Below are 19,559 nucleotides of genomic sequence, written 5' to 3'. Positions count from 1 at the left end.
ATAGTCCGATGAACCATGGAAAATCCGGCCGCAAGCTGAACCGGACCGCCAGCCACCGCAAGGCGATGTTCGCGAACATGGCCGCTTCGCTGCTGACGCACGAGCAGATCGTCACGACTCTGCCGAAGGCCAAAGACCTGAAGCCGATCGTCGACAAGCTGATCACGCTGGGCAAGCGTGGCGACCTTCACGCCCGCCGCCAGGCGATCTCGCAGATCGGCGACGAGGATGCGGTCAAGAAGCTGTTCGATACGCTGGCGGGCCGCTACAAGGACCGCAACGGCGGCTACACGCGGGTCATGAGGGCTGGTTTCCGGCACGGTGACAACGCGCCGGTCGCGGTGATCGAGCTTGTCGACCGTGACGAATCCGCCAAGGGTGCCGCCGACCGTGCGCGCCACGAGGCGGTGATGGCCGAGATGGACGAAGGCGCCGAAGCCTAAGCCTCGCTTGTAGCCAAATCATTCAAAAAGGGCGCGTCGGCTCGGCTGGCGCGCCCTTTTTGCGTCTTGTCGCCAAATTTTGGTGGCACGCCTGTCAATCCGATACCGGGGACCCGATATTCCACGCGGAGGTGGCCCATGCATTTTTCTTCCCGACTGAACCGCACCCGTACTGTCATCGCGGCATCTCTTGCCGTTTTCGCCGCCGTTACGGCGTTCCTGTTCGCCGCGCCGTTGAGCGCTCAGGACACCCGTGTCCCGCAGAGTTCCGGCGAGATGCGGCTGTCATTTGCCCCCGTGGTTAAGACGGCCGCGCCGGCGGTGGTGAACGTCTATGCCACGCGCACCGTGCAGCAGCGCCAGCGTGTGCCGTCGATCTTCAATGACCCGCTGTTCCGGCGCTTCTTCGATGCGCCCAATCTTGGCGCGCCACGCGAGCGGGTTCAGAACGCGCTCGGGTCCGGCGTCGTTGTCGATTCGTCCGGCCTGATCGTCACCAACCACCACGTCATCAATGGTGCGGACGAGGTTCGCGTGGTGCTGGCGGACCGGCGTGAGTTCGCAGCCGAGATCGTGCTGAAGGATGACCGGACCGACCTTGCCATCCTGAAGATCGACAACCCGCCGTCGGACCTTCCGGCCATCGAGTTCACGTCTTCGGACGCGCTGGAGGTCGGTGACCTTGTGCTTGCCATCGGCAACCCCTTCGGCGTCGGCCAGACGGTGACGAGCGGGATCGTCTCTGCGGTCGCTCGCACCCAGGCCGGCATCAACGACATGGGCTTCTTCATCCAGACGGATGCCGCCATCAATCCCGGCAACTCCGGCGGCGCGCTGGTCGACATGGACGGGCGGCTCGTCGGTATCAACACCGCGATCTATTCGCGCAATGGCGGCGGGTCCATCGGCATCGGCTTTGCGATCCCGTCAGAGATGGTGCAACTGGTTGTCGCCTCTGCCGCCACTGGCAAGACGGTGCGCCGTCCGTGGTTTGGCGGGCGGGTGCAGGCGGTGACGGCTGAAATCGCCTCGACCATCGGCTTGCAGCGCCCTGTGGGCGTGCTGGTCTCGCGGCTGAGCGACAAGGGCCCTGCGGCGCGCGCCGGGCTGGCGGTCGGTGACGTCATCACCGAAGTCGACGGGCGCGAGATCGCGGACCCGGCAAGTTTCAGCTACCGCCTCGCCACGAAGGGCATCGGCCAGACGTCGCAGCTCACCATCATTCGCAACGGCAAGGCCGGCACCTTGCCCATCGAGCTTGCCATCGCGCCGGAGGACCCGCCGCGTGATGTGCGGATCATCCGCGGGTCGTCCCCGTTGCTGGGCCTGAAGGTCGCGAACCTCTCGCCTGCGCTGTCGGAGGAAATCGGCCTCGATGACCGCGACAAGGGTGTCGTGGTGGTGGACGTTGCCCGAAACGCACCAGCGGGCCGTGCCGGATTCCGCCCCGGTGACATCCTGCTGAGCATCAACGAGGAAGAGATCGACACGACGGCCGAACTGGAGAAGCTGGCTGGTTCCAGTACGCGCCTGTGGCGCATCCGCGTCGAGCGTGGCGGGCGCGTGTCGCAGCTCGTGTTCGGCGGGTAGGCCAAGATGGCGAACCTGTTCGAAGCCGCCGGCATGGATGCTGACGCGCCGCGTCCGCTGGCGGACAGGCTGCGCCCGGCATCGCTTGCCGACATTGCGGGGCAGGACCATCTCGTCGGTCTGGACGGCATCGTCACGCGGATGCTGGAATCCGGCTCGCTCGGCTCGCTCATCTTCTGGGGGCCGCCGGGGACGGGCAAGACAACGCTGGCGCGCCTGCTGGCGAAGGAAACCGATCTGCACTTCGAACAGATCTCTGCGATCTTTTCCGGCGTGGCGGACCTGAAAGCGGTGTTCGCCGCCGCCCGGCAGCGCCGCCAGACGGGGGAGGGCACATTGCTCTTCGTCGACGAGATCCACCGCTTCAACCGCGCCCAGCTCGATTCCTTCCTGCCCGTCATGGAAGACGGCACGATCACGCTGGTCGGTGCAACGACCGAGAACCCGTCGTTTGAACTGAACGCGGCGCTTCTGTCTCGCGCGCACGTCCTGACTTTCCGCTCGCTCGATCAACAAGCCCTCGACAAGCTGCTGGGGCGCGCGGAAGTGGAAACAGGCAAGCCGCTGCCGCTGGACGATGATGCGCGCGCCAGCCTGATCCGAATGGCGGACGGTGACGGACGCGCGGTCCTGACGCTGGCCGAGGATGTTTGGCGGGCGTCGCGCTCCGGCGAGAACTTTTCGGCAGAGGCGTTACAGGAGGTCGTGCAACGTCGCGCGCCGATCTACGACAAGGGGCAGGACGGGCACTACAACCTGATCTCCGCGCTGCACAAGGCGGTGCGCGGGTCTGATGCCGATGCCGCGCTGTATTATCTCGCACGCATGTTCGATGCCGGCGAGGATCCGCTCTACATAGCGCGCCGTGTGGTGCGCATGGCGGTGGAGGATATCGGGCTGGCGGACCCACAGGCGCTCGGCATCACCATCGCCGCGCGCGATGCCTTCCAGTTTCTCGGTTCGCCCGAAGGCGAACTCGCCATCGCGCAGGCAGTGATCTATCTGGCCGTCGCACCGAAATCGAACGGTGCCTATGTCGCCTTCAAGGCCGCCAGCCGCACCGCGAAGCAACACGGCTCGCTGATGCCGCCCAAGCACATCCTCAATGCCCCGACGAACCTGATGAAGGACGAGGGCTACGGGAAGGGCTATGCCTACGATCACGACACGCCGGAGGGCTTTTCCGGGCAGGACTACTTCCCCGACGAGTTGGGACGCCAGACCTTCTACGACCCGCCGGACCGCGGTTTCGAGCGCGAAATCCGAAAGCGTCTCGACTGGTTCGCCAAGCGCCGGCAGTGAACCCACCTTGACCGGAGCGTCGCGGGCCGCCTAACGATGGGCGATCGCTGGCCGCGGGCACAACGCATGGGCATACCGAAGATCATCCACCAGACCTGGAAGGACGAGCGCATCCCGGCGCGCTTGCACCATGCCGTCCAGTCGGTTCGCACCTATCACAAGGACTGGGACTATCGACTGTGGACCGACGCGGCAATGGACACCTATGTCCGCGAAAACCATCCGGATTTCTTCCCGGTCTATTCCGGTTTCACCATGCCGATCATGCGGGCGGATTCCTTCCGCTACCTGATGATGCTGGATTTCGGCGGGCTGTATTGCGACCTCGACTACATCTTCCTGCGCCCCTACGACTATGCCGGTTGTCAGGTGATGCTCGCCAGCGAACGCAACATTGACTACGGAGACTGGCGGGACGCTGTCTGCAATTTCGTCTTTGCGTCCGAGCCCGGCCATCCCTTGTGGCGCGACTGCATCGACAGTCTGCGCGAAAACCCGCCCAGTCCGAAAACATATGCCGAAGTCACGTCTTCGACGGGGCCGGGTTTCCTCAACAGGATTTACCAGGCAGGCGCGGACCGGTACCAAGGCGTGCGCGTCGAACGACGCATCGCCTTCAATCCGCGGCGCACGCGCCGGCGCACGGAAGCCACGGAGCTCCTGAACAACGGCATGACCTACGGCTATCATCTTGGAAGCGGCAGTTGGAAAGAGCGCTTCACGCTGGACTATCTGCGCTTGAAGGGTGCTCGCCTGCTTGGCAAAGGCGCAGGTAAGCAACCGCTAGCGAACGGAAAGCCGCGATGAGCCTCGTTCAGCAGGCCTTGCTGGTCGCGTGCGGCGGCGGGGCAGGCGCGGCGTCGCGCTTCCTTGTCGGGCTGTGGGCGGCGTCTGCGCTCGGGACGCGGTTTCCGTGGGGCACGATCATCGTGAACGTCGTCGGCTCGTTCCTCATCGCCTGTTTCGTGGAGTACATCGTCGCGCGGGGCGAAGGCAGTTCCGCCATGCGATTGCTGCTGGTGACCGGCTTCCTCGGGGGGTTCACGACCTTCTCCGCATTCTCGCTGGACACGATGGCGCTCGCCGAGCGCGGCGAGACAGGACTCGTGCTTCTCTACGTGGGCGGTTCGGTGCTGCTGTCGATTGCCGCCTGCTGGGCGGGACTGGTTGCCATGCGGAGCGCGCTGTGAGCGGGTCCGAGACGGTCAGCATCAACGCGGACGAGGACGGCATGCGCCTCGACCGCTGGTTTCGCGAGCGCTATCCCGCACTCGGCCATGGTGCACTGCAGAAGTTGTTGCGCACGGGGCAGGTGCGCGTCGACGGATCGCGCGCCAAGGCCAACCAGCGTATCGCGCAGGGGCAGGAGGTGCGCGTGCCGCCGATGGCGGTCCATGCGACCGACGACAAGCCGAAGCCACCGCCGCCCAGCGCCAGCGCCGCCGACCGCAAGCTGATCGCGGATCTCGCGATCTACGAGGATGAGGACCTGCTGATCCTCAACAAGACACCGGGGCTTGCGGTACAGGGCGGATCGAAGATGTCGCGCCATATCGACGGCATTCTCGCCGGCATGGGGCAGGGCGAGAAGCGCCCGCGCCTCGTCCACCGGCTCGACCGCGAGACCTCCGGCGTGCTGGCGATTGCCAAGCGCCGCACCATCGCGGCGAGCCTCGGCAAGGCGTTCCAGACGCGTTCGGTGCGCAAGATATACTGGGCGGTGACCGGCGGCGTGCCGGACCCGGTGCAGGGCGAGATCGACATCGACCTCATCAAGGCGAAGGGGCCGAAGGGCGACCGCGTCCGCGCCGCGCACAAGGGCGAGGCGGATGCGCAGCGCGCCGTCACGAAATATTCCGTCGTGGACAAGGTCGCAACCACGGCAGCCTGGGTCAGCCTCAAGCCGCTGACCGGCCGCCAGCACCAGCTGCGCGCGCACATGGCGGCCATCGGCACGCCGATCCTCGGCGATGACAAGTACGAAGGCGATGCGCTGACGCCGCCGGTACTTGAGAACCGGCTGCACCTGCACGCAAGGCGCCTGAGCTTCAAGCATCCGCGAACCGGCAAGATCGTCGACGTGACTGCGCCGCTGCCCAAGCACATGGTGGACACGTTTGCGTTCTTCGGTTTCGAGGTGCCCGCGAGCGGGGCCGTGGACGGGGATGACGAGGCATGAGCTGGCTCGAATATCTCGTCATCTTCCTGTTCGCCGTCATCGTCGCCGGCATCGTGTATTACAGCCGCCGCCAGGCGCGCATCATGCTGGGCGGGAAGCCGGCGACGCCCAACGACGCTGCGATGACCGAACTTCTGGCCGAGATGAAGCGGACCAACGCGGCGATCGAGAAGCTGGTCGCAAATCACGAATCCCGTATTGAACGCATCGAAGCGCGCGACGGCGGCAACAAGGACGGCGACCACAGGGACGGCAACGACACATGAGCGAACCGACGCTCGTACTCTTCGACATGGACGGTACGCTGGTCGACAGCCAGCACATGATCGTGGCCGCGCTGACGGCGGCGTTCGAGTCGGAGTCGCTCGACCTGCCGGACCGTAAGACCATGCTGTCGGTCGTTGGCCTGTCGCTGGTGGAAGCAATGGCGCGGCTGGTGGCGTCGGACCATGCACAGCACGAACGTCTCGCCGGGGCCTACCGGGAGGCGTTCCAGACGCTGCGGCGGCAGGAGGATTCGCGCGAGCCGCTGTTTCCCGGCGCGCCGGAGACGATTTCGCGGTTTGCCGCGCGCGACGATCTCATCCTCGGCATCGCAACCGGCAAGTCGCGCCGCGGCGTGGACCACGTCCTGCAACGCTACGACTGGCACGCACACTTCGTCTCGATCCAAACGGCTGACGATCACCCCTCCAAACCGCACCCCTCCATGGTGACAACAGCCATGAGCGAATGCGGCATCCCGGCGGAGCGCACGTTTGTCATCGGCGATACGGTGTTCGACATGGAGATGGCGCGTTCGGCTGGCGCGCGCGGCATCGGCGTGTCATGGGGCTACCACGACACGGAACACCTGCGCCCGGCGGGCGCGTCCCTCGTCATCGACGATTTTTCCGCGCTGGACGAGGCCATCGCATCGCTGAGCGGCGAGCACAGGGAGACGGCTACGTGAGCGACGACAATCCGCTGCTGCGCGCGCAGGAGCTTTCACGCATGGAACTGCCGAAGCGTTTCTACAAAGACGTGACGGTGCGAGCGACCGAAGGCGGGCATGACGTGCTGCTCGACAACCGCCCGCTGAAGACGCCGGCGCGCAACCCGCTGTCGGTTCCAACCGACATGCTCGCTAGGCTGATTGCCGATGAATGGGACGCGCAGCTCGAGGTTGTGAACCCGGCGACCATGCCGGTGACACGGCTTGCCAACACGGCAATTGACGGTGTGCGCACGGTGAAGGCCGAGGTTGCGCGCGATGTGGCCGCCTATGCCTGCTCGGACCTTGTCTGCTACCGCGCCGAAAGCCCGGATAGCCTGATTGCCGCGCAACGCGAGGCGTGGGACGGGCTCATCAACTGGTTCAACGAGCGTTTCGGGATGCAACTCGTGCTGGCCGAGGGCGTCATGCCGATCTCGCAGGATGTCGAGGCGGCGGACGGCATCGCGCAGCAGCTGGAGACACTTTCGGCGATCGAGCTGGCTGCGCTTCACACGCTAACCACCTTGTCCGGGTCCGCCGTGCTGGCGCTCGCTGTTCGCGAGGGGCGCACCAGCCCCGACAGCGCCTGGGAAGCTGCCCACGTGGACGAAGACTGGCAAATGCGCCAGTGGGGCGAGGATGCCGAGGCGATGGCCCGGCGGGCAGCCCGCAAACGCGAGTTCGACGCGGCCGCGAATGTCATGGCGGCGCTGCAGCCCGGCAACGCGGGCTGACCCCACGATGAGCCGCAGCCAACAGGCGCGACTGGCGCTGTGGCTGACAGTCTCGCTGGTCGGCGGGCTCATCGGATATGTCTACACGGCGCTGTCCTACCCGCTGGAGGGACCCCAATCCGCGCCGCCGCTGCGCGGCATGCGCGCCGGGCTGATGATCGCCTGCGCGACCAGCGGCTTTGAAATATTCGTCATGCGCAGCCGGTTCGGACGCTGGATCAAGTCGTTTCCGCTCGGCGCCAGCCTCATCTTCCGCACGCTGATCCATACCGCGCTGATCGCGGTCATTCTGCAGGTGAACGTGCGGCTGGTTTCGCTCAGCGCCGTCGATCTCAGCGGCGAATACCTGTTTTCCGATCTCGTGCGCGACACGCTGTTCTCACTCGTTGCTATGGCGGCGATCCTGTTCGTGATGCAGATGCGGCAGCTGGTGGGACCGCGAAACTTTTCGCTGCTGATGAGCGGGCGCTATCACAAGCCGCGCCGGGAAGAGCGCATCTTTGCGATCTTCGACATCGTCGGTTCCACGGCCATCGCCGAGCAGATCGGGGACGAGTACTTCCACGCCTTTGTCTCGCAGGTCTTCTTCGACATCGATGCGCCCGTTGTCGACCGGGGAGGCGAAGTGATGAGCTTCGTTGGCGATGCGCTGATCGCGGACTGGCCGATGGGGCCGCCTGCACAAAACCGGCGCGTGATCGAGGCGGCCTTCGCGGTGTGCGATGTGCTGCGGGCACGCGGCGACGCCTACCGGCAGCGTTTCGGGCTAGAACCTCAGATTCGCGTCATCCTGCATGGCGGGGCGGTGGTCGCCGGTGAAATGGGCGACAGCCGCCGGCAGATCGTCTACCTCGGTGACGTGCTGAACGTTGCCTCGCGCATCGAGGCCGTCGCCAAGACCAACGGCTCTAAGTTGACGATTTCCGGCACGCTGCTTGGGCGAACCGACTTGCCGCAGGCAGTGGCGGCGCACGAACACGGCGCGTATGATCTCAAGGGCGTGCGCGAGAAGATCGCCATTTGCGAACTTTCACGCGCCAGCTAGGCTGCGTGTTAGAGCGAAAGTCGGCTTTGTCGGCTCTGCGCGGCCTGATAACTAGACGCGCCTTTTGTCTTCGGTGGGGGAGTTCATGCACGAGATTCTGGATCAGCTGGCCGAGCGCCGGGACGTCGCGAAGCTTGGCGGCGGCGAAAAGCGCATCGAGGCGCAGCACGGCCGCGGCAAGCTCACCGCGCGCGAGCGCCTGACGCTGATGCTCGACGAAGGCTCGTTCGAGGAGTTCGACATGTTCGTCGAGCACCGCTGCACCGATTTCGGCATGCAGGAGAGCAAGGTCCCCGGCGATGGCGTCATCACCGGGTGGGGCACGATCAACGGTCGCTGCGTCTTCGTGTTTGCCAAGGACTTCACCGTGTTCGGCGGCTCGCTTTCGGAAACCCATGCGCAGAAGATCTGCAAGGTCCAGGACATGGCGCTGAAGAACCGCGCGCCTGTGATCGGCCTGTTCGATGCCGGCGGCGCGCGCATCCAGGAAGGTGTTGCGGCGCTCGGCGGCTATGGCGAGGTGTTCAAGCGCAACGTGATGGCGTCCGGCGTCATCCCGCAGATTTCCGTCATCTTGGGACCGTGCGCGGGCGGCGACGTCTACTCGCCCGCCATGACCGACTTCATCTTCATGGTGCGCGACACGAGCTACATGTTCGTGACTGGGCCGGACGTTGTGAAGACCGTCACCAACGAGACGGTGACGGCGGAGCAGCTTGGCGGTGCGTCGATCCACACCACCAAGTCCTCCATCGCCGACTGCGCCTTCGACAACGATGTCGAGTGCCTGCTGCAGGTGCGCCGCCTGATGGATTTCCTGCCGCTGAACAACACGACCGGCGTCCCGCACATGAAGTCTTTTGAGGGTTCGCAGGGCATCGACGAGAGCCTCGACACGTTGATCCCCGACAATCCGAACAAGCCCTACGACATGAAGGAACTCGTCCTGAAGGCGGTGGACGAGCAGGACTTCTTCGAGGTGCAGCCGGACTTCGCCAAGAACATCATCACCGGCTTCGGGCGCATCGACGGCCACACGGTCGGCATCGTCGCCAACCAGCCGATGGTGCTGGCGGGCGTGCTGGATTCAGATGCCAGCCGCAAGTCGGCGCGCTTCGTGCGCTTCTGCGACTGCTTCAACATTCCCATCGTCACCTTCGTGGATGTGCCGGGCTTCCTGCCGGGCACGGCGCAGGAATATGGCGGTCTCATCAAGCACGGGGCGAAGTTGCTGTTTGCCTATTCCGAGGCGACCGTTCCGCTGGTCACGGTCATCACCCGCAAGGCCTATGGCGGCGCGTATGACGTGATGGCGTCGAAGCATATCGGCGGCGACATCAACTATGCCTGGCCGAGCGCGGAAATCGCGGTCATGGGGCCGAAGGGCGCTGCCGAGATTCTCTACCGCTCGGAGCTTTCGGACCCCGACAAGATCGCCAAGCGGATCAAGGAATACGAGACGCGGTTCGCGAACCCGTTCATCGCGGCGGAACGCGGCTATATCGACGAGGTGATCATGCCGCATTCGACGCGCCGCCGCGTGGCGCGTGCGCTCGACATGCTGCGCACCAAGAAGGTCGATCGTCCCTGGCGCAAGCACGACAACATCCCGCTCTAGGGCGGGCCGGCTCTGACCGTCGATTGTCTGCGTGAAGTGCCTCAGGCCAGCGTGCGGAAGACGATCACGAAGCCCAGCCCCATGAGTGCCAGGTAGAGCGCCTTGCGGAACATCGTTTCCGGCATCTTGTGGCGCAGGCGCTGGCCCGCGAACAGGCCGATGACGGTCGGCACGATGCCCGCCAGCGAAATGGCGAACATGTGCCCGTCATAGGCAGCGCGTTCGAACAGCGAGATGCCAAGTGCCAGCGTCAGCGTCAGGAACAACATCCCCATCGTCTGCACGAGGCGGTTTCGGTCGAGGCCGAGCGCATCGAAATAGTAGACCGATGGAATGCTCCCCGAACCCGTCAGCCCCATGATGACGCCGGTCGCCGCGCCCAGCAGCGGCGACAGCAGCGTCTCGCGCCGGGCGGGGATGACCGGGCGGTAGTTGGCAAGGCTGAATGCGCTCTGGACGATGAGGCTGGCCGCCAGCACGAGCGGCAGCAGCGGGTGGCTCGTCTTCACGACGATGAGCACGCCGACCCACGTGAAGATGACGGCTGCCAGGAAGAACTTCCAGAACCGCGCGAACAGTTCACGCAGGTGATCGCCGGAGAGCGCCTGGAAGACGTTGGACGTGACCGCTGGAATGACCGCCAGCGTCAAGGCTGGCTGGAGGCCAATGACTGCGGTCATCACCCCGACGGCAATCGTCGGGAAGCCGACGCCGACGACGCCTTTCACGAAACCGGCCACCAAGAAGGTGATGGCGACGAGGGCGAGCGTCGTCGCGGGAAAGTCGAAATCGAGCAGCGGCCCGCTATCCATTTAGGAGATCGCTGATCTTGCGCCCGTCGACCTTGAGGTCCGGCGCGATTTCCGCCAGCGGCTCCAGCACGAAGGGCCGTTCGGGAATGTAGGGGTGGGGGACCTGCAGCCCGTCCTCGTCGATCACGGCATCACCATAGGTGAGGATGTCGAGGTCGATGATGCGCGGGCCCCATTTCTCGGTGCGCACCCGGCCCATGGAGGTTTCGATGGCAAGGCAGGTTTCCAGCAGCTGCCGGGCGCTGAGCGTCGTGTCGAGCGCGATGGCCGCGTTGAGGAACCAGTCCTGATCGGTCTTGCCCCACGGCTCGGTGCCGATGAAGGTCGAGGTCTTCACGACGGCGATGCCGTCCGTCGCGTCGAGCTTCGCGATGGCCGTTTCGAGGTTTGCCTGGCGCTCGCCCATGTTGCCGCCAAGCCCGATATGGGCGCGGACGGGGGCATTCGGCACGGTGTTGCCGCTGGTGATTTTGGCGGTCACGTTCATTTCTCGCGGCGCCGGAAGATTTCGACGCCGACCTCGCCAACGAGGGCTGGTACCGAGGCATGCGGCTTGCGCACGCGGACGTGCACCGTCTCGATACCGGCATAGGTCTCCAGCACACGCTCGGCGATTTCCTCGGCCAGCGTCTCGATCAGGTTGTAGCGTTCGCCCTCGACCACCTCGCGGATGGTGCCGGCCACGAGGTCGTAGCGCACGGTGTCGCCGGCATCATCGGATTCGGCAGACGGGGCGAGAAACATCTCGCCTTCGAAATCCACCAGGAAGGGTTGCGGATAGTCCTTCTCGTGCTCGAACGCGCCGTGATTGGCATGGAAGGCCATGTCGCGAATGAAGATCTTGTCGCGGCGCGAAATGGGGGTCGTCATGGGATTATCCTTGGTCTTTGCGCGGCATGGCGCGCGTGGCGATCGCGTGCATCACGCGCATCGCATCATGGTGTTCGGCAATGTCATGGGCGCGGATTGCGGCCGCGCCGTTGGCGACAGCCTGCAAGTGCGCGGCGAGCGAGCCGGCGGTGCGATCCAGCGGGTCACGACCTGTGATTTCGCCGATGAAGCGCTTGCGTGACGCGCCGACGAGGACAGGGAATCCGAGCGCGCAGAGATCGGCGATCCGGTCGAGGACGATGAGGTTCTGGGCCGGCGTCTTGCCGAAGCCGATGCCGGGATCGAGCGTGATGCGCTCGCCCTTCACGCCGGCCTTGAGCGCAGCCTCGACCTGGCGCTCCAGGAACGCGACCATGCGGGGAATGACCTCCTCGCGCGGCTGGCGCGACAGGTCCGGCTCCCAGTGGCCGATAATGGCGGCGGCATCGTGATGGGCGGTGACGGCGGCAATCTCGGGATCGCGCGTGAAGCCCCAAACGTCGTTGACGATGGTTGCGCCGGCCTTCAGCGCGGCGTCGGCGGTGTCGGCCTTGTAGGTATCGATGGAGACGGGAACGGTGATGCTGGGCAGCACCGCGTCGAACACCGGGATGAGCCGGGCAAGTTCTTCCTCGGCGCTGACTTCGGCGGAACCGGGGCGGGTGGATTCCCCGCCGATATCGAGAATGTCGGCGCCTTGCGCGACCATCTCGGCGGCGCGTGCGATCGCCTTGTCGGGATCGAAGAAGTGACCACCGTCGGAAAAGGAATCGGGCGTGACGTTCAGCGCCGCCATCAGCAGCGCACGGTCGCTGCGCGCCGGGGCCATGCCGCCGACTTTTCGCCGCGGCGCAGGGGCGCGGAATTCTGCCGTTGTGGGTCGATCGTCTGACATTCGCGTGGTGTTAGACCACCGCGCGCGCGAACGCCATGTGAAATTGCCGCCCGGAACAGGTATTTTAACGCCTTTGGGGCCTTAAGCGTGTGCGACAAATGTCGGGGAACCCGGCGCACCTGCCGCGTTGCGGTATCGGCGCGGCGAGGGTAGGTTCACAGACCCTGAAACGACAACAAGAACCAGTCAGCCGGCCTCGCGCATGTTCAAGAAAATCCTGATTGCCAACCGCGGCGAGATTGCCTGCCGCGTCATCAAGACCGCCCGCCGCATGGGGATTGCCACGGTCGCGGTCTACTCGGATGCGGACCGTGACGGGCTGCATGTGCGCATGGCCGACGAGGCGATTCACATCGGGCCGCCGGCGGCGGCAGACTCCTACCTTGTGATCGACAAGATCGTTGCCGCCTGCAAGCAGAGCGGCGCGGAAGCGGTGCATCCGGGCTACGGATTCCTTTCGGAGAACGCAGCCTTCCCGCAGGCGCTCGAGAAGGAAGGCATCGCCTTCATCGGACCGCCGGTGAACGCCATCGAGGCGATGGGCGACAAGATCGAGTCCAAGCGCTTCGCCAACGAGGCCAAGGTCAATACCGTCCCCGGCCATCTCGGTGTGATCGAGGACCCGGACGAAGCCGTGAAGATCGCCGACGAGATCGGCTATCCCGTGATGATCAAGGCATCGGCGGGCGGCGGCGGCAAGGGCATGCGCATCGCGCACTCGGCCGATGAGGTGGCGGAAGGCTATTCGCGCGCGAAATCCGAGGCGAAATCCTCGTTCGGCGACGACCGCGTCTTCATCGAGAAGTTCATCGTCAATCCGCGCCACATCGAGATCCAGCTCATCGCCGACAAGCATGGCAACGCGATCTATCTCGGCGAGCGCGAATGCTCCATCCAGCGCCGCAACCAGAAGGTGCTGGAAGAAGCGCCGTCGCCGCTGCTGGACGAAGAGACCCGCAAGACGATGGGCGAGCAGGCCGTCGCGCTGGCGAATGCGGTCAACTACCACAGCGCCGGCACGGTCGAGTTCGTCGCCGACCAGGACAAGAACTTCTATTTCCTCGAAATGAACACCCGCCTGCAGGTGGAGCACCCGGTGACGGAGCTCATCACCGGTGTCGATCTCGTCGAGCAGATGATCCGCGTCGCGGCGGGCGAGAAGCTGTCCTTCACGCAGGACGACGTGACGCTGGATGGCTGGGCCATCGAGGCGCGCATCTATGCCGAGGACCCGTATCGCAATTTCCTGCCGTCCATCGGGCGTCTGACACACTACCACCCGCCGCAGGAATCGACCGACGACGCGGGCCGCACCGTGCGCGTCGATACCGGCGTCGTGGAAGGTGGCGAGATCTCGATGTTCTACGACCCGATGATCGCCAAGCTGTGCACCCACGCGCAGACACGCGAGGAGGCCATCAGCCACATGGGGCGTGCGCTCGATGCCTTCTATATCGAGGGCATCCAGCACAACATCCCGTTCCTCTCGGCCATCATGGAGCACCCGCGCTGGGTGTCCGGCCAGCTGTCGACCGGCTTCATCGCCGAGGAATATCCGGACGGGTTCTTCCCCAACGAGCCGGACGAGGGCGCTGTCGGGGTGCTTGCCGCCGTCGCCGCGATTGCCGACGGCATCAACAACGCGCGCCGGCGCACCATCACCCAGCAGATGGAGCACAACCGATTCGACTTTGCCGCCTACCGCGTGGTGGTGCTTGGCGAGCAGTCGGTTGCGGTGTCCATCGCCGGTAGCCGGCCGAGCTACACCGTCACGCTGGAAGAGCGCGGCGAGGCGATGATCGTCACCAGCGAGTGGGTGCCGGGCCTGTCGGTGTTCCACGGCACCGTGGACGGCGAGCCATTCAGCGTGCAGATGCGCCCGATCCTCAACGGCTGGCGGCTCGACTATCGCGGCGTACAGGTGCAGGCACGCGTCTACACCGAGACCGAGGCGCAGCTTGCCGCGCTGATGCCGGAAAAGGTCGCGCCCGACACCTCCAAGATGCTGCTGTGCCCGATGCCGGGTCTCGTCGTCTCCATCGCGGTGGAAGAGGGGCAGGAGGTCAAGGCGGGTGAAACGCTCGCCGTGGTCGAGGCCATGAAGATGGAGAACGTGCTGCGCGCCGAGCGCGACGGCACCGTCAGCGCGATCCACGTGGAGCCGGGCGACAGCCTCGCCGTCGATGCGGTGATGATGGAATTCGAATAATCGCGAATCCTCTCGTGAAACTTCACCTTCGGTCAAAAACTCGCTAACCTGACTTTCATGGCGGGCATTTCCGCCCCTTTGCCGGGCCGGTTTGCCGCATCTGGTAGCGAGGGTGTACGCCATGCGGATACTCGCGTCGGTGCTTCGACGCGTCTTCGTGCGCGGTGAATTGACGATCTTCGACCACGATGGGTCGTGCCACGTCTTCGGTAACGGCGAAGGCGGGCCGAGGGTCGCCATTCGCTTTCAGGACCGCAGCGTCGCGCGCACCATCCTCCTCAATCCCGAAAGCGGTGCGGCGGAAGCCTACATGGACGGCCGGCTGACGCTGGAGCCGGGTTCGACCATCCACGACCTGATCCGCCTGCACTCCGTCAACCGCAATGCCTTCGACCATTCAACGCCGATGGCGCTGGTGAACGGCTTCAACTGGCTGACGCGGTCCCTGTCGCAGGCCAACTCGGTGCACCGCGCGGCGAGGAATGCCAAGGAACACTACGATCATCCGCCGGAATTCTACGCCATGTGGCTGGACCGGGAGATGAACTATTCCTGCGCCTATTTTCCCAAGCGCAACATGTCGCTGGAAGGCGCGCAACTGGCCAAGATGCGCCATATCGCGGCCAAGCTGGACATCGAGCCGGGCATGAAAGTGCTGGAAATCGGCTCGGGGTGGGGCGGGCTTGCTGTTTATCTGGCGGAAGCAACGGGTGCGCAGGTCACCGGTATCTCACCCGTGCCGCACCAGATCGAGCGGGCGCGCCAGCGTGCCGCCGACCACGGCCTCAGCGACCGGGTCACCTTCGTCCAGACCGACTACCGCGAGCTGGAAGGCCAGTTCGACCGCATCGTCTCCGTCGGCATGATGGAGCATGTCGGCCAGCCCTATTTCCGGGAGTATTTCCGCACCATCGGCGAACGGCTGACGCCGGACGGCTACGCGCTGGTGCACGCCATCGGCTATTCCGGTTCGCCGGAGCCGTCGTCCTCCTTCATCACCAAGTACATCTTTCCCGGCGGCTATATTCCATCCATGTCGGAGGTCTTCGAGGCGACGCAGCGCGAAGGGCTGTGGGTCGCCGACTGCGAGTTGCTGCGCCACCACTACGGCTGGACGATCCGGCACTGGCGCGAGCGCTTCGAGGCGCGGCGCGACGAGGTCGTGGAAATGATGGGGGAGCGCTTCACGCGCATGTGGGAGGTTTATCTCAACGCGGTGGAGCAGACCTTCTATACCGGCGGGCACATGGTGTTTCAGATCCTCGTGTCCCATGCTGCGGATGCGGTCGCCTTCACCCGCGACTACATCACCGAGCGTGAATCCTCGCTGCGCGCGGCCAACCACTGAACCGGGCTTTCTCACTTGGCGCGTCTCTACTTTGCCTACGGGTCCAACATGTCGCGCGCGCAGATGGCGGCGCGCTGCCCCGGAGCGCGCCCGCTGGGGCCGGCCCGGCTCGACGGCTGGGCGTTCTTCATCAACCAGCGCGGCACGGCCTCCATTCGCCCGTCGCTGGGCAATGCCGTGTGGGGCGTGGTGTGGCGCATCCAGCCGCAGCATCGCGGCGTGCTCGACCACTACGAGGGCGTGCGCCTGCGCCGCTACCTGGTGCGCGACGTGACGCTGGAGACCGGGCAGGGGCGCTTGCGGGCCTTTGCCTATGCCGGGACGCAGACGAGCGAGGGGAAGCCCGTGCGGGCCTATCTCGAAGGCGTCGTCATCCCCGCAGCCCGTGCCTGGGACCTGCCGGAGCCCTATGTGAGTGAGCTTACAGGCTGGTTCCGCTCGCGTCCCATTGGCCCGGCGCGGCCGCGCGCACCGGGAAGAAGCTGGAAGCCATGATCTTCAATCGTTGTCTCCAACTCGTCGTGCGAGGCCGTGTGCAGGGTGTCTACTACCGCGCGTGGACGAAGCAGCAGGCTGACGAGATCGGGCTGGACGGCTGGGTTCGCAACCGGCGCGATGGCAGCGTGGAAGCAGTTCTGGACGGCACGCCGGAAGACGTGGACGAGATGCTGGGCCGCATGAAGGCTGGCCCGCCGGATGCGAGCGTCGACACAATCGAGATCATTTCCGAAGGCGGAGCTGCGCCAAAAGGGTTCGAGGTTCGCGATACGGCCTGAAGGCTCAGGCGCCTTGCGTCGAACGCCCGAAGACCTCTTCAAAGGTGCGCCGCATTATGCTGTCGACTTCCGGCAGCGTGACCGGGATGCCGAGATCGACAAGGCTGGTGACGCCGTGGCCGCGAATTCCGCAGGGCACGATGCCGGAGAAGTGGTCGAGGTCGGGGTCCACGTTGATGGCAATGCCGTGAAAGGCGACGCCGCGCCGCACGCGGATGCCGATGGCAGCGATCTTGTCCTCGGTGCCCCGGTCGGGTCGGCGCACCCACACCCCGACGCGGTCCTCGCGCCGTTCGCCGGTGACGTTGAAGGCGGCCAGCGTGGCGATGATCCAGTCTTCGAGGTCGGCCACATAGCGGCGCACGTCGTTGCCGCGCGCGGCGAGGTTCAGCATCACGTAGGCAATGCGCTGTCCGGGGCCGTGATAGGTGTATTCGCCGCCGCGCCCGGTCCGGAAGACAGGGAATCGCCCCGGTGTCAGCAAGTCGCCGTCGGCGGCGCTGGTGCCGGCGGTGTAGAGCGGGGGGTGTTCGAGCAGCCACACAGCCTCCGCGGCATCGCCCGAAGCAATTTCGGCAACGCGCGCTTCCATGTCGCCAAGCGTCGGCTCGTAGTCGCTCAGGCCTGCGAGAATCCGCCAGTCGACGGGCTGCGCGTCGCCAGCCGGGACGACATTTTCCCGGGTCCGGGCCAATTCGGAACGCGGCGTGTTAACCATCTGATAACCAAATCCCGCACAGATTGGGGCAGAGGATTCTCCGCCGCCAGAGCGGCCGATGGCGCGTCCGCGCCCGGCTGCCGACCAGAATTGTCACACCATGAGCCTCATCGGAAGTGTCCAGATCGATCTAGCCGTGCATTTGGGGTCGGCCACCATGCCCGTCCACCAGTTGCTGCGCATGGGCCGTGGTGCGGTGATCGAGATGGCGAGCCAGGAGGCGGAAGTCTTTACGCTCTATGCCAATGACAAGCCCGTGGCGAAGGGCGAGGTGATTGTGGACGGCGACCGGATCAAGCTCCAGATCATCGAAATGCTGCTGAAGGGGCCGTGAGGCTCGCAAAAGGCGCGAAACACCGCTTGAAGGCGGAATCCATATTTGTTAGGAAGCGGCCCGCCTTGCGGCGGAAATGTCTGGTTCAAGCGGTCGTGGCGGAATTGGTAGACGCGCAGCGTTGAGGTCGCTGTGGGGCAACCCGTGGAAGTTCGAGTCTTCTCGACCGCACCAGATAAAAGGTCCCTTTCGAGGGGCCTTTTTTTATGCCGACGTGCTAGCATCCGACGCAAACCGGATTATTTCCGCTGAAGTCGAATTCCAACCGTTCCGTGGGTGGCCAATTGGCGTTGACCGAACCCGAAACCAGCACGACTGAAGAGAGCGACGCCTCCACGGGGGCAGAACTCGACGCGTCCGGCGCATTTTCCAAGGATTTCATTGAGGAAGTCGTCTCGCTGATCGAGGCGGGAGACCGCGAGGCGCTGGAACAGCGCACTGAGAGCCTCTACGCCGCCGATATCGCCGACCTTCTCGAGCAGCTCAGCCCGGACCAGCGCGTCCCCTTCGTGGTGCTGAGCGGCGATGCGTTCGACTTCACCGTCCTTACCGAAGTCGACGACACGATTCGCGAACGCCTGCTGCAGGACCTGCCGTCCGAGTTCGTCGCGCAAGGTCTGCGCGAGCTGGAAAGCGACGATGCGGTCTACATCCTGGAGGACCTCGACGAGGCCGACCAGGCGGAGATCCTCGACAAGATCCCCGAGTTCGAGCGGCTCCAGCTTTCGCGAAGCCTCGAATACCCAGAAGAGAGCGCCGGCCGTCGCATGTCGACGGAGTTCATCGCAGTGCCGCCCTTCTGGACCGTCGGCCAGACCATCGACTACATGCGCGAGACCGACGACCTGCCGGAAGAGTTCTACGAACTATACGTGGTCGACCCGGCCTTCCACCTGCAGGGCACGGTGACGCTGAACCACATCCTGCGCGCCAAGCGGCCGGTGCAGATTTCCGAGCTGATGGACTCAGACCCCATCACCGTGAAGGCCGACGAGGACCAGGAAGAGGTCGGCCGCATGTTCGACCGTTACGACCTTGTCTCCGTCGGTGTCATCGACGAGGACCAGCGCCTCGTCGGCATCATCACGGTCGATGACATCGTCGACGTCATCACCGAGGAGGTGGAAGAGGATATCCGCCGCCTTTCGGGCGTCGGCGACGAAGAGATGACCGATACGGTCTGGTACACCGCGCGCAGCCGCTTCATCTGGCTTCTCATCAACCTCGCGACGGCGGTGCTGGCGTCGCTCGTGATCGGGCTGTTCGACGCGACCATCGAGCAGATGGTGGCGCTGGCGATCCTCATGCCCATCGTCGCGTCCATGGGCGGCAATGCCGGCACGCAAACCATGACGGTGGCGGTGCGCGCGCTCGCAACCCGCGAATTGGGCGGCTACAACGCCGCGCGCATCGTCTCGCGTGAAATGCTGGTGGGTCTGCTCAACGGAACCGGCTTTGCCATCATCATCGGCGCGGTGACATGGGCGTGGTTTGGCAGCGCGCCACTTGGCGGCGTCATCGCCTTCTCGATGGTGCTGAACATGGTCGTTGCGGGGCTGTCGGGGATCGTCATTCCGCTGGCGCTGAACAAGTTCGGCGCGGACCCCGCCGTGGCGTCGGGCGTGTTTCTCACGACTGTTACCGATGTTGTTGGGTTTTTTGCGTTTCTCGGTCTGGCGGCAGCCTTGCTTCTATAGGCCCGCAGTGCGA

At 64.9% G+C, this 19,559-nt stretch carries 22 protein-coding genes and 1 tRNA gene; 18 read left to right on the top strand and 5 right to left on the bottom strand.

What is annotated here, in order from left to right:
• The first annotated feature begins 8 nt into the window (after nucleotides 1–8).
• From rplQ to ACKTEK_RS08470, 11 genes are all read left to right on the top strand, one after another.
• A complete protein-coding gene (rplQ, locus tag ACKTEK_RS08520) occupies nucleotides 9–443 on the top strand; it encodes a 50S ribosomal protein L17 (protein ID WP_409164801.1) in 435 nt (144 codons plus the stop codon).
• Nucleotides 444–581: 138 nt separating this feature from the next.
• Nucleotides 582–2,033 carry a DegQ family serine endoprotease gene (locus ACKTEK_RS08515; RefSeq protein WP_409164800.1) on the top strand — a complete coding sequence of 484 codons (1,452 nt, stop codon included), beginning with the start codon at nucleotides 582–584 and terminating at the stop codon, nucleotides 2,031–2,033.
• Nucleotides 2,034–2,039: 6 nt separating this feature from the next.
• Entirely contained in the window at nucleotides 2,040–3,335 is a 1,296-nt protein-coding gene (locus ACKTEK_RS08510; protein WP_409164799.1) for a replication-associated recombination protein A, read from the top strand.
• A 36-nt stretch (nucleotides 3,336–3,371) separates the two neighbouring features.
• Entirely contained in the window at nucleotides 3,372–4,142 is a 771-nt protein-coding gene (locus ACKTEK_RS08505) for a glycosyltransferase family 32 protein (protein ID WP_409164798.1), read from the top strand.
• Nucleotides 4,139–4,525 (top strand): fluoride efflux transporter CrcB, encoded by a 387-nt coding sequence (gene crcB, locus ACKTEK_RS08500; RefSeq protein WP_409164797.1) that lies wholly within the window; start codon nucleotides 4,139–4,141, stop codon nucleotides 4,523–4,525. Before ACKTEK_RS08505 ends, crcB begins: the two co-directional genes overlap by 4 nt.
• Nucleotides 4,522–5,514 (top strand): RluA family pseudouridine synthase, encoded by a 993-nt coding sequence (locus tag ACKTEK_RS08495; protein ID WP_409164796.1) that lies wholly within the window; start codon nucleotides 4,522–4,524, stop codon nucleotides 5,512–5,514. Before crcB ends, ACKTEK_RS08495 begins: the two co-directional genes overlap by 4 nt.
• Nucleotides 5,511–5,780, top strand: coding sequence for a hypothetical protein (locus ACKTEK_RS08490; RefSeq protein ID WP_409164795.1), 270 nt, complete (start codon nucleotides 5,511–5,513; stop codon nucleotides 5,778–5,780). The genes ACKTEK_RS08495 and ACKTEK_RS08490 overlap by 4 nt, the downstream gene beginning before the upstream one ends.
• Nucleotides 5,777–6,466 carry an HAD-IA family hydrolase gene (locus ACKTEK_RS08485; RefSeq protein WP_409164794.1) on the top strand — a complete coding sequence of 230 codons (690 nt, stop codon included), beginning with the start codon at nucleotides 5,777–5,779 and terminating at the stop codon, nucleotides 6,464–6,466. Before ACKTEK_RS08490 ends, ACKTEK_RS08485 begins: the two co-directional genes overlap by 4 nt.
• Complete coding sequence (locus ACKTEK_RS08480) at nucleotides 6,463–7,224, top strand: ATP12 family chaperone protein (RefSeq protein ID WP_409164793.1); 762 nt, start codon at nucleotides 6,463–6,465, stop codon at nucleotides 7,222–7,224. The genes ACKTEK_RS08485 and ACKTEK_RS08480 overlap by 4 nt, the downstream gene beginning before the upstream one ends.
• Before the next feature lie 7 nt (nucleotides 7,225–7,231).
• A complete protein-coding gene (locus tag ACKTEK_RS08475; RefSeq protein WP_409164792.1) occupies nucleotides 7,232–8,269 on the top strand; it encodes an adenylate/guanylate cyclase domain-containing protein in 1,038 nt (345 codons plus the stop codon).
• An 85-nt stretch (nucleotides 8,270–8,354) separates the two neighbouring features.
• Entirely contained in the window at nucleotides 8,355–9,887 is a 1,533-nt protein-coding gene (locus tag ACKTEK_RS08470) for an acyl-CoA carboxylase subunit beta (protein ID WP_409164791.1), read from the top strand.
• Between the two features lie 41 nt (nucleotides 9,888–9,928).
• On the opposite strand, the gene ACKTEK_RS08465 is transcribed toward ACKTEK_RS08470, so the two are convergent.
• Genes ACKTEK_RS08465 through folP form a run of 4 tightly spaced genes read right to left on the bottom strand, consistent with a single transcriptional unit; the run spans nucleotide 9,929 to nucleotide 12,398 of the window.
• Entirely contained in the window at nucleotides 9,929–10,699 is a 771-nt protein-coding gene (locus ACKTEK_RS08465) for a TSUP family transporter (protein WP_409164790.1), read from the bottom strand.
• Nucleotides 10,692–11,180 carry a 2-amino-4-hydroxy-6-hydroxymethyldihydropteridine diphosphokinase gene (folK, locus tag ACKTEK_RS08460; RefSeq protein WP_409164789.1) on the bottom strand — a complete coding sequence of 163 codons (489 nt, stop codon included), beginning with the start codon at nucleotides 11,178–11,180 and terminating at the stop codon, nucleotides 10,692–10,694. Before folK ends, ACKTEK_RS08465 begins: the two co-directional genes overlap by 8 nt.
• A 2-nt stretch (nucleotides 11,181–11,182) precedes the next feature.
• A complete protein-coding gene (gene folB / locus ACKTEK_RS08455) occupies nucleotides 11,183–11,569 on the bottom strand; it encodes a dihydroneopterin aldolase (RefSeq protein ID WP_409164788.1) in 387 nt (128 codons plus the stop codon).
• A 4-nt stretch (nucleotides 11,570–11,573) separates the two neighbouring features.
• The gene (gene folP / locus ACKTEK_RS08450) at nucleotides 11,574–12,398 is read right to left on the bottom strand and encodes a dihydropteroate synthase (RefSeq protein ID WP_409164787.1); all 825 of its coding nucleotides are present in this window, start codon (nucleotides 12,396–12,398) and stop codon (nucleotides 11,574–11,576) included.
• 268 nt (nucleotides 12,399–12,666) lie between these two features.
• Here folP and accC point away from each other — a divergent pair, with 268 nt between their 5' ends.
• From accC to ACKTEK_RS08430, 4 genes are all read left to right on the top strand, one after another.
• Nucleotides 12,667–14,673, top strand: coding sequence for an acetyl-CoA carboxylase biotin carboxylase subunit (accC, locus tag ACKTEK_RS08445; protein WP_409164786.1), 2,007 nt, complete (start codon nucleotides 12,667–12,669; stop codon nucleotides 14,671–14,673).
• Between the two features lie 121 nt (nucleotides 14,674–14,794).
• Nucleotides 14,795–16,021 (top strand): class I SAM-dependent methyltransferase, encoded by a 1,227-nt coding sequence (locus tag ACKTEK_RS08440; protein WP_409164785.1) that lies wholly within the window; start codon nucleotides 14,795–14,797, stop codon nucleotides 16,019–16,021.
• A 15-nt stretch (nucleotides 16,022–16,036) separates the two neighbouring features.
• A complete protein-coding gene (locus ACKTEK_RS08435; protein ID WP_409164784.1) occupies nucleotides 16,037–16,516 on the top strand; it encodes a gamma-glutamylcyclotransferase family protein in 480 nt (159 codons plus the stop codon).
• Nucleotides 16,513–16,797 (top strand): acylphosphatase, encoded by a 285-nt coding sequence (locus ACKTEK_RS08430; protein WP_409164783.1) that lies wholly within the window; start codon nucleotides 16,513–16,515, stop codon nucleotides 16,795–16,797. Before ACKTEK_RS08435 ends, ACKTEK_RS08430 begins: the two co-directional genes overlap by 4 nt.
• Before the next feature lie 4 nt (nucleotides 16,798–16,801).
• Here ACKTEK_RS08430 and lipB read toward each other — a convergent pair whose 3' ends face one another.
• On the bottom strand, nucleotides 16,802–17,515 hold the full coding sequence (lipB, locus tag ACKTEK_RS08425; protein WP_409164782.1) for a lipoyl(octanoyl) transferase LipB: 714 nt from the start codon (nucleotides 17,513–17,515) through the stop codon (nucleotides 16,802–16,804).
• Nucleotides 17,516–17,573: 58 nt separating this feature from the next.
• Here lipB and ACKTEK_RS08420 point away from each other — a divergent pair, with 58 nt between their 5' ends.
• The 3 genes from ACKTEK_RS08420 (at nucleotide 17,574) to mgtE (ending at nucleotide 19,546) form a co-directional block, all read left to right on the top strand.
• Nucleotides 17,574–17,849 carry a FliM/FliN family flagellar motor switch protein gene (locus tag ACKTEK_RS08420; RefSeq protein WP_409164781.1) on the top strand — a complete coding sequence of 92 codons (276 nt, stop codon included), beginning with the start codon at nucleotides 17,574–17,576 and terminating at the stop codon, nucleotides 17,847–17,849.
• 89 nt (nucleotides 17,850–17,938) lie between these two features.
• Nucleotides 17,939–18,023: transfer RNA gene (locus ACKTEK_RS08415), tRNA-Leu, on the top strand.
• Between the two features lie 116 nt (nucleotides 18,024–18,139).
• A complete protein-coding gene (gene mgtE / locus ACKTEK_RS08410; RefSeq protein WP_409164780.1) occupies nucleotides 18,140–19,546 on the top strand; it encodes a magnesium transporter in 1,407 nt (468 codons plus the stop codon).
• Nucleotides 19,547–19,559: the final 13 nt, after the last annotated feature.

The organism is Tepidamorphus sp. 3E244 (assembly GCF_046159835.1).
Lineage (GTDB): Bacteria > Pseudomonadota > Alphaproteobacteria > Rhizobiales > Tepidamorphaceae > JACKJK01.
This window is presented reverse-complemented; position numbering and strand designations above follow the sequence as displayed.

Coding starts and splice junctions, on each gene's coding strand:
- rplQ (WP_409164801.1), top strand. CDS start 9: ATGAACCATGGAAAATCCGGCCGCAAGCTGAACCGGACCGCCAGCCAC.
- ACKTEK_RS08515 (WP_409164800.1), top strand. CDS start 582: ATGCATTTTTCTTCCCGACTGAACCGCACCCGTACTGTCATCGCGGCA.
- ACKTEK_RS08510 (WP_409164799.1), top strand. CDS start 2,040: ATGGCGAACCTGTTCGAAGCCGCCGGCATGGATGCTGACGCGCCGCGT.
- ACKTEK_RS08505 (WP_409164798.1), top strand. CDS start 3,372: ATGGGCGATCGCTGGCCGCGGGCACAACGCATGGGCATACCGAAGATC.
- crcB (WP_409164797.1), top strand. CDS start 4,139: ATGAGCCTCGTTCAGCAGGCCTTGCTGGTCGCGTGCGGCGGCGGGGCA.
- ACKTEK_RS08490 (WP_409164795.1), top strand. CDS start 5,511: ATGAGCTGGCTCGAATATCTCGTCATCTTCCTGTTCGCCGTCATCGTC.
- ACKTEK_RS08485 (WP_409164794.1), top strand. CDS start 5,777: ATGAGCGAACCGACGCTCGTACTCTTCGACATGGACGGTACGCTGGTC.
- ACKTEK_RS08475 (WP_409164792.1), top strand. CDS start 7,232: ATGAGCCGCAGCCAACAGGCGCGACTGGCGCTGTGGCTGACAGTCTCG.
- ACKTEK_RS08470 (WP_409164791.1), top strand. CDS start 8,355: ATGCACGAGATTCTGGATCAGCTGGCCGAGCGCCGGGACGTCGCGAAG.
- ACKTEK_RS08465 (WP_409164790.1), bottom strand. CDS start 10,699: ATGGATAGCGGGCCGCTGCTCGATTTCGACTTTCCCGCGACGACGCTC.
- folB (WP_409164788.1), bottom strand. CDS start 11,569: ATGACGACCCCCATTTCGCGCCGCGACAAGATCTTCATTCGCGACATG.
- folP (WP_409164787.1), bottom strand. CDS start 12,398: ATGGCCCCGGCGCGCAGCGACCGTGCGCTGCTGATGGCGGCGCTGAAC.
- accC (WP_409164786.1), top strand. CDS start 12,667: ATGTTCAAGAAAATCCTGATTGCCAACCGCGGCGAGATTGCCTGCCGC.
- ACKTEK_RS08440 (WP_409164785.1), top strand. CDS start 14,795: ATGCGGATACTCGCGTCGGTGCTTCGACGCGTCTTCGTGCGCGGTGAA.
- ACKTEK_RS08430 (WP_409164783.1), top strand. CDS start 16,513: ATGATCTTCAATCGTTGTCTCCAACTCGTCGTGCGAGGCCGTGTGCAG.
- lipB (WP_409164782.1), bottom strand. CDS start 17,515: ATGGTTAACACGCCGCGTTCCGAATTGGCCCGGACCCGGGAAAATGTC.
- ACKTEK_RS08420 (WP_409164781.1), top strand. CDS start 17,574: ATGGCGCGTCCGCGCCCGGCTGCCGACCAGAATTGTCACACCATGAGC.